The following is a 12442-nucleotide window of genomic DNA, read 5'->3' on the forward strand; positions in this document are numbered from 1 at the left end:
TTAGTACAAAATAGCCATTTATTGGCAAAATACGAATTTTAATAGAATTTCTATCTACTGTTGTCTTACCAAAAGATTGTTTGCTAACAGTAATAACGCTTCTTTACGTTCATTTGGTACATCTAGCGCATCCATTTTTTCAAATGCGCGCTGCGTGTATATATCTTTTAATTCATCCGCTGCTTCCCGGACCTGATACTTATCATATAAGGTCAGCATATCTTCAACTTTTGTCGGAACGGACTCCACAGTTGAATGTAATAAGTATTGCATCGTAGGAACATCCTCCTCAGCAATAACTTCCATCAGTTTAACCAATAGAAAGGTTTTCTTATTGATCATAATATCACCGCCGACGATTTTCCCGAAAGTATCCGGATCACCATAGGCATCCAATATATCATCTTGCAATTGGAAGGCCAAACCAACATTTTCCCCAAAATCGTAGATCAATTGTTGTTGTTGCTCGTTCGCTCCGGAAAGAATGGCGCCCAATTGCAATGCTCCGCCCAATAGTACCGATGTTTTCAAACGAATCATTTCCAGATATTCGGGCATAGACAATGATGCACGACTTTCATAGTCCATATCCAATTGTTGGCCCTCACAGACCTCCATGGCTACTTTACTTAAAATCCGCAAAGTTGCGGGCAGATAAACCGGATTACATTTGGAGATTTCCTCATAAGCCTTCACCAATAATCCATCTCCAGAGAGAATGGCAATATTAGCATCCCATTTTTCATGGACAGTAGTTTTTCCTCTTCGTAAAGGAGCTTTATCCATCAGGTCATCATGTATTAAGGAAAAGTTATGAAAAAACTCTACAGCCTTTGCTGCCGGAATAATTTCGTCCATCTCTTGCATACCGAATAACTCGGCCGCCATCAATGTTAGCACTGGCCTAACCCTCTTGCCGCCCAAAGTCAATATATACCGTATGGGATCATATAAATTTGTTGGAGTTTCAGGAAATTGACTTGTCTCTATCGCCTCTATCACGAGCTGTTGTAAGTGTTGCATATATCTTTACGATCGAATCATGCGAATATAGCAATAATCATATAGAAATGGCAATTTTGTACCGCCAAAGCATTCGTGGCAAAATCGTACATTTGTATAAGTCTTTTGTTATGCGCATCCTAATTATCCATACATATTATCAAACAGCAGGTGGAGAAGACACTGTTTTTCAACAGGAATTGTCACTCCTCTCGCAAGATCACCAGGTACACACCTTGACCTTTCAAAATAAAAAAGGCTGGCGAGGTGCCTTACAGACCTTAGGTTCCATCTGGAATATTTTCGCTGCAAATAGATTAAAAAAAACAATCCGGGAATTCAGACCTGATGTCGTCCATCTCCACAATACACATTATGCCGCTGGACCAATTCTAATACGTACGATCGCCAAACAAGGTATTCCGCAAGTGATGACCCTGCACAATTTTAGGTTACTTTGCCCTTCAGCAACACTCTATCATCACAATCATCTGTTTCTGGATTCGCTAAAAGAAGAATTTCCCTGGACGGCAGTTAAGGAAAAAGCATTTAATGATTCTGTTATTAAAACATTCCTACTTGCCTTTAACTACTGGTTTCACCGCAAAATAGTTACATGGCAAAAGGTCAATCGTTATATTAACCTAAGCAGCTTTGCAAAGTCGATATTTGTTGACTCGACGTTAAGAGTACCTGCAGAAAAGTTTGAAGTAAAAGCCAATTTTGTTTTCCCTTCAACTTTATCGGCAGAAAACCCGCAACCATATTTTATTTATGTTGGCAGACTGTCGGACGAAAAAGGCATATTAAATCTGATTGAGTCCGTAAAAGGAACGAATCTAGCGCTCCACGTTATTGGCGGAGGGCCTCTTGAGGAGGAGGTCAAAAAAAGGATAGCAGATCATTCCAACATCAACTACCTCGGATTTAAACCCCGTTCCGAGATTTTACCACTCGTTGCCGTAGCACAAGCCTTAATCGTCCCCTCCATCTGTTTCGAGGGAATGCCAATCACAATCCTCGAGGCCTACTCTGTGGGAACTCCGGTACTCTGCTCAAACCTTGGGCCTTTACCTGAAATGATTATCCCGAATAAAACCGGGCAGACATTTGATCCACACAATAGAAACGAAATTGTAGCTTGCCTAACGCAATGGAATGCCAAACCAACCGATGAAAAAGATGAGATAAGAAAGACCTGTATGGCCTATTATTTTAGTAATTTTACTCCTGATATAAATGAGAGTAAATTATTAGCGATCTATAAAAACGCTATTGAAGATAAAAACATAAACAAATGAGTATTATTGTAATGGATAAACTGGGTTTGGCACCTCAAATCCAAGCGACACTGGAAACGATCTATGATCCTGAATTAAAACCAGCAAATATTGTCGATCTGGGACTTGTCTATGAAATTATTACCAAGGAAGATGGCATAGCAAAAATTGTCATGACACTAACGGCTCCGGGCTGTCCAGTTGCAGGAGAAATCATGAATGAAGTGCAGGAAAAAGTTGCTGGAATAGAAGGTATTAAAGAAGCCTTGGTGGAATTAACTTTTGATCCACCTTGGACCAAAGATATGATGTCTGAAGAAGCAAAGCTTGAACTTGGATTCCTGTAGACATTGTTTTAGAAAATATGAAATGCCTCCAAAAGACTATTTAGGAGGCATTTTTATGATGATGCTATTTTAGATATATCGTGCTTACTAGAGATCAGTGCGAAAAAAATAACGTTAGAATTATCCTGTACTATTATTTTCCAGATCGCTCAATTTCTTCAGCGGTTTGGCTGTATTGGCATCACTTCCAAAGAGTAATTTCCATAGATTGCGGGATTCTTTGGTCAAGAGTGGCGATACGATGGAAAGGATCAAAACGTAAACCACAACAAATGATTGGATAACAGGGAGCAAAGCCCCCGCTTTCCCGATATTGGCCATGATAATCGAAAATTCTCCCCGTGCAGACAGGGTAAAACCAATGTCAAAAGATGTTTTCGGTTTCATCCCAGAAAATTTCGCAGCAAAATAACCCGAAGCGAGATTACCCATCACAGTTACTAAGGCTGCTATTGATGCCCAAAATACGGCTCCTCCCAGCGACATAATATCTATGGATAGTCCGAAGCTAAAGAAAAACATCGCCCCAAAGAAGTCTTTATAAGGTAGCACCATGGCTTCAATTTTTTTGATATACTGCGAATCCGCCAGTACCAATCCCGCCATTAATGCACCAATAGCCTCGGCAACATGTATGGTCTCCGAAAATCCGGCAACGATAAAAAGCAATGCAAAGATGACCAGTATAAATAGTTCAGAAGTTTTTTCCTTTAACAAACGGTCTATTGCAGGTATCAACTTGCGTCCCAAAACCAAAAAGGCTAAGATAAAGCCCAATGCCAATAGGGAAGTCCCTGCAACCGTCCAAAATGAGCTACTACCTGTTAATATCAATCCCGAAAGAAAGGAAATATGCATGGCAATAAAGAGATCATCAAACATGATCATTCCCATAATAACCTCTGTCTCCGGATTTGCCGTCCGTTTAAGATCAGTGAGGACCTTCGCCACTATTGCTGTCGAAGAGCTCGTCATGATCCCACAAAGGACCATCATCTCCTTAAAAGGCATATCCATCAACCAGCCAATCAACAATCCCGAGGTAAAGTTAAGCAGGACATAGATTGTTCCTCCAGTTACGATGGCTTTACCAGATTTAATAAGCCGATTGACTGAAAATTCCAGGCCCAAATAAAACAGAAGAAATAATACCCCTAGCCTGCCCATAAAATCTATAAAGGGTTTGCTTTCGGTAAATGTCAGATCCACCAACCCAATCTGCGGTGCGTGTTGACCCAAAACCATTCCTATAATAATGAAAAAAGGAATAACGGAAAACTTAAGCTTGTTGGCAATCAATCCAACAATAGCAACAAGTCCGACAGCGATTCCAATTTCCAATATTAAGGTGTGTGATAGCATAGATTACAGTAAAATTTCCTTTAAAAGTTTGATATTGTTTTTCTTTCCAGCAATAACCAAGGTCGTTCCTGGAGTAATCAGATAAGATGGTCCGGGGTTGATGACCGTTTCGTCGTCTCTGATTCCAGCAATAATGGAAGCTCCAGTACGTTGTCGTACCTCCAGTTCACCAATTGTTTTTCCTGCTCCTTCCCATTTGCCCTCTAGCTTGTACCATTCGATACGCAAGTCATCCAAAGCCACTTCAATTGTTTCCAATGCCTTGGGCTTATAGGATAGACCACCTATAATACCCGCTATCTGACGTGATTCATCATCATTGAGTGTCATCACACAACGCGATTCATGTTCTTCGTCATCATAACGATACAGTTCCCGTCGACCATCATCGTGGATCACAACAACCATATTGTCACCCGCATCGGTTTCAATTTGAAATTTCTTTCCAATTCCTATCAGATCGGACTCTCTTACAATAGACATAATCTTCTATTTAAATAAATACCAATAATAACAGCGCAATGCCATTTTACCAAAAACAAATTTAACCAAAAATTCAATCTTAAACGAATCCTCGTCGCGCGACGGTAGGGGATGTGAACATGCAGATTACCCCAAAATACTAAAAAAAGACCAGAAAAACGAGTTTTTATAGGTTCTATTTCAATTCAAATGAATAAGGTCATCTGCATACCAAGATTTTTACGCGACAGCAGGCTTGCCTCGAATCTGCAATACTTTACAAGAACCTGAAAACTCAACTATCCTTCTACCGCAAGCAATTTTCAGTCTCAAATCTCCTAGTTAAGATCAAAAAAATTCATTATTCTCTTTTTTATTACAAAGATGAATTTCTATAACGTTTTCGTAGTTAGTGCAATCGTTTGTTCAAAGATGCAAAGAAACGGCTCCGCTTAATTTCTTTATACTTGCCGCCAATAAAACTAGCGAATCTAAATTACACACTATGGTCAAAAAGAGTCACCTCATTCTACTGACACCCCTAACAATTCTTTCAGTAGCAGCGCCTTTTTATGTAGCAGCGCGTCCCAATAATCCTAAGACTGCCATTGCCCAAGCTGTCCCTCAACAATCCATTTCGGGAAAAGTAGTGGACGAAACTGGAAAACCTATCAGCGGAGTTACAGTATCAGAGAAAGGCAAAACAGCAGCCACCACGACTGGACAAGATGGTAGATTTACACTGGCAGTCACATCACAAAATGCCACATTGGTCTTTAATTCCATCGGATTTATTGCACAGGAATTACCAGCTTCTCAAGTCGCTGAAGTAACCCTGAAAAAATCCGAAGACATGCTGGAAGAGGTTGTCGTTGTTGGTTATGGTAAACAGAAGAAAAGCGACCTTACTGGTAGTGTTGCTACTGTGGAAGCCAAGTCCTTAGATCGGATCAATTCTCCGAATATCGTGGACAAGCTACAGGGCAAGGTTTCTGGCTTAGCCATCAATTCTGGAAATGCTAAACCAGGAGAAACCGCAGCGATCAATATACGTGGTGAAAATTCAATTTCCGCTTCCAACAGTCCATTGATAATTTTGGATGGAATCCCTTTCAGCGGATCATTGGGTGACATCTCCTCCAATACTATTGCTAGCATTTCCGTATTAAAAGATGCTTCTTCTACCGCAATCTATGGATCACGTGCGGCAAATGGCGTCATCCTAATCACCTCCAAAAAGGGTGCTGCCGGAAAAGCACGCATCAATTACAATGGTTATTTTGGATTGCAGAGTGTAGAACGTCGTTTGAAATTGATGAATGGTCCACAATACATTCAATTTATGCGTGACTATCAAGCCTCTAAAGGCAAAACAGGTGATCAGCTTAATCCCGAAAACTACCTTTTTGCGAATGTACTGGAACAATATAAGAAAGGTGAAGAAGTCAATTGGCAAAATGAAGCCTTTAACAGTGCAGCTCCCATTCACGAACATCAGCTCAGTTTTTCGGGCGGTACTGATAAATCCGATTATTATGCATCGGTAAGTTACCTCAATCAGGATGGTGTGGTTAAAAACACACCCTACGAACGCTATAATGTCAATCTAAATCTCAATCAAAGCCTAAATTCATGGCTCAAACTGGGTATGACTATGCAAGCTTCACAGGGCAACCGTGATGGTATACAACCCAACTTGGAAAGCGTGGTAAAACTAGCTCCTTATAGCAAAAATCGGGATGAAAACGGTACAGCTGTCACCTATCCAATGTATGCACAAACACTATGGGGTCACCCTTTCGCCGACGAAAATGGTCAATGGGATGAAACTAGACGGACTGTCTTTGCAAACTCTTGGTTAGATGTCAAACTTCCGATTGAAGGGCTAAGCTTTAAGTCTACATTTGGTACGAACTACAGAAATATCAATGAAAACTCTTATTATGGTTCAAATACCTTGACAGGTCGCGGGGTGAATGGACGGGGAGAGATAAAAAATGATCATTTCTGGGATTGGACATGGGAGAATCTCCTGACTTACGACCGCACTTTTGGTGATCATAAAATTAATGTAGTCGGGCTTTATTCCTCTCAAAAGACCAACCTCAAGACATCTAAAATGACTGGAGATGATTTTGTTTCAGACGCCGGCTACAACAACATGGCTTCTGCTTCTAAAAATCTGAAAATGGAATCCAAGCTGGAGAACACTGCGATGATCTCTTATATGGGACGGATCAACTATTCATTCAAAGATCGCTATTTATTAACTTTAACAGGCCGCTCGGATGGTTATAGCGCTTTTTCTGTTGATAATAGGTATGCCTTTTTCCCTTCTGTCGCTGGAGCATGGGTAATTTCCAAAGAAGGTAATGTACAAGATTACTTTGATTTGTTAAAACTACGAGCTTCGTATGGTAAAAATGGGAACCAAGCCGTATCTCCCTATCAGACGTATGATCGCTTGACCAACGTAGACTACATATATGGATTAGATCCTGTCAAAGGACTCGTGATGAATTTCAATGGACGAGGGAGCAATTTGACATGGGAAACGACCTCTTCCTTAAATGTCGGTTTAGATTTTGGCATTCTTAAAAATCGTCTTTCTGGAACAATTGATTATTATACCTCCAAGACAACAGATCTCTTACTGAGCGAACAGGTCCCAGTGATGAATGGTTACAATACAATTTTGAATAATATTGGTGAAACTTCCAATAAGGGATTTGAGGTCACATTGAATGCTGTTCCCATCAAAAACGACAATTTCCAATGGAATACAACGGCTAATTTTGCGTACAACAACAATAAGATAACCAAATTGCGTGCAGATGGAAAGGATGATTTGACTAATGCCTGGCTTATTGGCAAACCAATACGTATCTTTTATGATTACAAAGTAATCGGGGTATGGCAGGAAGGTGACGATATTGCAAACTCTTATCAGCCAAAAGCGAAAGCGGGTGATGCAAAATTAGCAGATTTAAATAATGATGGTAAAATAGATGCGAATGACCGCACGGTCATGGGCAACAAGATTTCACCTTACACCCTTGGCATCGGTAATGATTTTACCTACAAAAACTTCTCCCTTTCCATTTTTATGAACGGTGCCTTTGGCGGCACAAAAGTGGATGATTTTAAAAATATAGAACGTTTTTTACCAAATAACGGCGCTAACTATCTCACAGATATGCCTTACTGGACACCACAGAATCCAAGTACAGACATCCCTTCTCCAGGTTACACGCCTGTCAACAACCATACTTATTACATCAATTCAGCCTATTGGCGGATTCGTGATTTGAGTCTGGGCTATACATTTGAAGGCGATTTTCTAAAGCGATTAAATCTTTCCTCTGTCAGAGCATTTATCAACGCCCGCAATATCTACACATTCTCCAAAATAAAAGGATACAATGTGGAGGCATTGGGTGTCAGTTCAACAACAGGAAATCCAACGACAACAAATATCGCCTACCCTTATCCTGTTGCCCGAACAGTCTCATTGGGATTAAATGTTCAATTTTAAACATCTCTACATCATGAAGAAAAGAAATACAACTTTATATGCATTCCTTGCCGGTATAAGCTTAATCTTTATCGGTTGCAGCAAAAACTTTTTAAACGAAGACACCAGCAGTTTTCAATCGCCAGACAATACCTACATCAATACAAAAGGTTTCGAAACTGGGTTGAATGGCCTTTACTCTTATGCACGGATGGAATTCTGGACCTGGAACGGAAGTATATTCTCTCAGGGGGCTACTCCACAGGAGGCTTTACAAGTCGGTACAGACATTGTTGCGATCAAAACCACCGGAACCGATGCAACTTTAGCACCTTTTAGCAATTACAGTCTAAATCCGGCTTCGTCGTATGTGCGCAATTATTGGAAGTATGCCTATGGTTTTATCGGAAATACCAATATTATCCTGGAAGCATTAACTAAAAACACAATCCAATGGACAGATAAAGAGAATGATCCAAAACGTGTAGAAGCTACAGCCCGTTTCTTCCGTGCCTATAGCTATCGTTATTTGGTCAACCTCTATGGAGATGTGCCTTGGGTAGATAAGGTTTCGGCAACGCCGCGTCGCGATTTTACCCGAGCACCCAAAGCTGAGATATTGGCACATATGATTGATGACCTCAAATATGCTGGAGACAACCTCCCGGACAACCCAGGAACTGTACAGGAAGGGAAATTGACAAAATGGGCCGCATTACATTACCTTGCAGAGGCCTATATTGAAGCAGGGAAGCCAGATCTGGCCGCTGAAGCAGCTAACAAAGTGATTCAAAGTGGTTATTTTAAGTTGAACGATCAACGCTTTGGAGCTGAGAAAGATAAAGCCGGCGACTATTTTCACGACATGTTTATCGAAAACAATCAAAATCGCTCATCCGGCAATCAAGAAACCATTTGGGCAATCCAATTGGAATACAATACGCAAGGAGGTGGAGACAATTATACGGACTGGAGCAAACGCGCTTGGGTTCCTTTTTATTCCCAACAAAAAGGTTTTGTTCTTGCCGACTCACTTGGCGGAAGGGGTCTTGGTCACGTACGTCCTTACCAATGGTGGTTGGATAGTTATGAAAAACAAGATGTTAGAAATTCTCCTTACAATATCAAACGAGACTGGTATTATAATGACCCTTCCGTTCCTGAACTTTACGGTAAGAAGATTGAGCTAACCGATGCAATCATCGCTTCGGGCAATGTATTTCCAACCATTACCAAATTTTTCTATGGAAAAACGGCTGCAAACCCTGCATTTGAAGGTAATATGAAAGATCGGGTCAAAATACGATTGGCAGAAACCTATCTTTTACTGGCTGAAGCATACATGCGAGCGAATAAACCGGACCTTGCAAAAGATGCCATCAATGCTGTGCGTGTCCGTGCCAAAGCTTCTCCAATAAATACCTCGGCAATCAACGAAGATTTTATATTGGATGAACGTGCAAGAGAGCTTATGGGCGAAGAAATGCGGAGAATGACATTATCTCGTTTCGGAGCCGATGTTTTCCTACGCCGTGTACAAGCGCTTAACCCACAATCTAAAGACGTGGTCAAGAAAGAATTTATTCTTTGGCCTATTCCACAGGAAGTCATCGACAGCAATACTGGCGCTGCTTTCCCGCAGAATGCCGGATATTAACTCTTACATCAAAGCCTCATAGATCCGAAAGTCTATGAGGCTTTTTTGTTGGCATATCATCCATTTCCGCCCGCACTACTGTGCTTCGACCAGTTTATAACTTCCATCGGGCCGCAATTGGCTACGGCCAATGGTTATATTTTTGGAGTGATAGAATAAAAAGGTCCAACCTTCTGGAGCTCCTTCTCCCCAATAAGCTTGCCTTAGCTCCTTCGAGCGTCGACCATCATAATCATATTTAGCCACATAATTATGAAAAATTTCCTCAGGCTCAGGTAGTACATCGCCCCCGAAAAAATAATGTTCTCCTCCAGTATGGATGTGAAACGCTTGGTGATGTGGCGTATGTCCACCATTAAGAGCATAACTGATTTCAGTATTTACCTGCCCCGCTCCTTCTACCAATACCAAGTTCCCACTTCGTTGGACAACATCAAAAATTTCTGTACGGTAAGAGCTCGAAATCCCAGAATAAGCATCCTCCCATTCTCCCCTTTGCACAATATATTCAGCTTCGGGAAATGCAATGCGAGGGGAACCACCTTCCATACTTACCATACCACCGGCATGATCCTTATGCAGGTGCGACATTAACACGTATTTCACATCATCTGGCTCATAACCTAATTTGCGGATATTGTTGTGCAACTTCAGCACACCGCGGTCATCAGTATGCCCCAAACCTGTATCACAGATCACAAGACCTGATTCTGTTTTGATCAAAAAAGGATGGACATGGATAAACATGGATCCCGGACGGTCTTTCGGGTCATCCACGGATGGATCAAAGGGAACGAATTTTCTACTTTTATCGACAGAAAAAGAACCTTCATATAGAGAATAAGCCTGCACCATATTTAAAACATTGGGAATATGCACGTTAAGCGACAGGCGGTCAATACCAGGTTTAGGAATTAGGTAAGTCCAGCCTTAAAACGTATATTTACACTTAAAATATTGTGCAAAGATATGCAAAAAAGGTGGGTACTAAAATCTAAAACTGATGTCAAAATAACCAACAAACTGCGCGAGGAATTAAATATCAACGCTGTGTTAGCGGAATTGCTCGTCAACAGGGGAATTGGAAGTTTTGACGAAGCGAAACAGTTTTTTAGGCCACAATTGTCGGATTTGCACGATCCTTTTTTGATGAAGGATATGGGAAAAGCCATATCTAGAATCATCCAGGCTATCGGCAACAAAGAAAAGATCCTGATCTATGGTGATTACGATGTCGATGGCACCACAGCAGTTGCTGTAGTCTACAGTTTCTTCAGAGAATTTCATAGTCAACTGGAGTTTTATATTCCGGATCGTTATGCGGAAGGTTATGGCATATCTACGCAGGGCATTGATTATGCTGCCGCCAATGGCTTTTCTTTAATTATTGCATTAGACTGTGGAATAAAGGCCATTGATAAAATTGACTATGCCAACACGAAGGGGATAGACTTTATCATTGGCGACCACCATCTCCCAGGTGAAGAACTGCCAAAGGCTTTCGCTGTCTTAGATCCCAAACGTGTAGATTGTGATTATCCCTACAAGGAACTTTCTGGTTGCGGTATCGGCTTCAAAATCATTCAGGCGTTCATACTGACCAACGGAATGGATATCAATGCCTGTTATCAATTTTTAGATCTGGTTGCAGTGAGTATAGCATCAGATATCGTCCCAATCACTGGTGAGAATAGAATTTTAAGCCATTTTGGGTTGATCAAGCTCAACACCAATCCCTGTGTGGGATTAAAGGCATTGATTGACCTATCCAACAATAGAACAAAGATTTTTACGGTCAATGACATTGTATTCCAGATCGGCCCGCGCATCAATGCAGCCGGCCGCATTGACCACGCTAAGGATGCTGTCAAATTATTAATTTCAAAATCCTTACAGGAAGCAAAAGACTTTAGTTCGAGCATTGACGATCAAAACAATGTCCGCAAGGATTTTGACCTCAAAATAACAGAGGAGGCTCTGGCACTCATTGAAGAAAATGTTGTTCTCAAGAGCCGAAAATCTACGGTATTATACAAATCAGACTGGCATAAAGGTGTAATCGGAATTGTGGCTTCACGATTGACCGAGAAATATTACCGCCCCACTATTATATTGACGGAAACGAATGGCCATATTGCGGGCTCCTGTCGATCGGTAATCGGCTTTGATTTATATGAAGCACTGAGCGAATGTGCTGATCTGCTCGAGCAGTTTGGTGGGCACAAATATGCTGCTGGACTGACCATGTCACTGGACAATGTAAGCTTGTTCCAAGATCGATTTGAAGAAGTCGTGGCTCGTAGGATCAGTCCCGAAATGCTGACACAAGAAATTCAGATCGATGCCAAGCTCCATCTGAAGGATATAGACGCTAAATTTTTCCGCATACTCCAACAGTTTGAACCTTTTGGCCCACAAAATGAGTCACCAATTTTTTTGAGTAAGAAAGTGAGTTCAGTAGGGCCGGCTTTCCCTGTAGGTACAAATCATTTAAAAATGACAGTTGTCCAGGAAGACTCGCCATCTTTTGATTGCATCGGTTTCGGATTAGCAGAACATATTGATCATATCAATTCGGGGCAGAGTTTTGATATCTGTTATAGCATTGAAGAGAATGTGTGGCGCAATAAGAGAAACTTACAACTTAACATCAAGGGAATTCGATATTAGCGTTTTAGCGTCTAAATACTTAATACTAAGAAGATATTAAATATATTTACCATAGATTTGCATTCAAATGCTCCAACGGTAAATTCAACATTATTTGGCATTTTGCGGAATAAGTAGAGCAGAAACTTATAGTGACAAGATAAATCAA

The 12442-nt window shown here is 41.0% G+C and carries 9 protein-coding genes; 5 read left to right on the plus strand and 4 right to left on the minus strand.

The genetic code is table 11. The annotated features are described in order from the left end of the window. Nucleotides 1–54: 54 nt before the first annotated feature. Nucleotides 55–1023 (minus strand): polyprenyl synthetase family protein, encoded by a 969-nt coding sequence (locus tag DFQ12_RS16255; RefSeq protein ID WP_120260125.1) that lies wholly within the window; start codon nt 1021–1023, stop codon nt 55–57. Nucleotides 1024–1133: 110 nt separating this feature from the next. Here DFQ12_RS16255 and DFQ12_RS16260 point away from each other — a divergent pair, with 110 nt between their 5' ends. Both DFQ12_RS16260 and DFQ12_RS16265 read left to right on the plus strand, forming a co-directional pair. After that, complete coding sequence (locus DFQ12_RS16260; RefSeq protein WP_167457295.1) at nt 1134–2303, plus strand: glycosyltransferase family 4 protein; 1170 nt, start codon at nt 1134–1136, stop codon at nt 2301–2303. Next, nucleotides 2300–2629, plus strand: a complete 330-nt coding sequence (locus DFQ12_RS16265; protein WP_120260127.1) for an iron-sulfur cluster assembly protein — start codon at nt 2300–2302, stop codon at nt 2627–2629. The genes DFQ12_RS16260 and DFQ12_RS16265 overlap by 4 nt, the downstream gene beginning before the upstream one ends. Nucleotides 2630–2749: 120 nt before the next feature. On the opposite strand, the gene DFQ12_RS16270 is transcribed toward DFQ12_RS16265, so the two are convergent. Continuing rightward, complete coding sequence (locus DFQ12_RS16270; RefSeq protein WP_120260128.1) at nt 2750–3991, minus strand: cation:proton antiporter; 1242 nt, start codon at nt 3989–3991, stop codon at nt 2750–2752. A gap of 3 nt (nt 3992–3994) precedes the next feature. Then, entirely contained in the window at nt 3995–4474 is a 480-nt protein-coding gene (locus DFQ12_RS16275; protein WP_077438826.1) for a cation:proton antiporter regulatory subunit, read from the minus strand. A 484-nt stretch (nt 4475–4958) separates the two neighbouring features. Between DFQ12_RS16275 and DFQ12_RS16280 the strand changes: the two genes are divergently transcribed. Both DFQ12_RS16280 and DFQ12_RS16285 read left to right on the plus strand, forming a co-directional pair. Continuing rightward, the gene (locus DFQ12_RS16280; protein WP_120260129.1) at nt 4959–7988 is read left to right on the plus strand and encodes a SusC/RagA family TonB-linked outer membrane protein; all 3030 of its coding nucleotides are present in this window, start codon (nt 4959–4961) and stop codon (nt 7986–7988) included. 13 nt (nt 7989–8001) lie between these two features. After that, on the plus strand, nt 8002–9624 hold the full coding sequence (locus DFQ12_RS16285) for a RagB/SusD family nutrient uptake outer membrane protein (protein ID WP_120260531.1): 1623 nt from the start codon (nt 8002–8004) through the stop codon (nt 9622–9624). 75 nt (nt 9625–9699) lie between these two features. On the opposite strand, the gene DFQ12_RS16290 is transcribed toward DFQ12_RS16285, so the two are convergent. Then, entirely contained in the window at nt 9700–10479 is a 780-nt protein-coding gene (locus DFQ12_RS16290) for an MBL fold metallo-hydrolase (RefSeq protein ID WP_120260130.1), read from the minus strand. Between the two features lie 114 nt (nt 10480–10593). On the opposite strand from DFQ12_RS16290, the gene recJ reads away from it, so the two are divergent. Next, nucleotides 10594–12294 carry a single-stranded-DNA-specific exonuclease RecJ gene (gene recJ, locus DFQ12_RS16295; RefSeq protein WP_120260131.1) on the plus strand — a complete coding sequence of 567 codons (1701 nt, stop codon included), beginning with the start codon at nt 10594–10596 and terminating at the stop codon, nt 12292–12294. The last annotated feature ends 148 nt before the right edge of the window (nt 12295–12442 follow it).

Source organism: Sphingobacterium detergens, assembly GCF_003610355.1.
GTDB classification, from domain to species: domain Bacteria; phylum Bacteroidota; class Bacteroidia; order Sphingobacteriales; family Sphingobacteriaceae; genus Sphingobacterium; species Sphingobacterium detergens.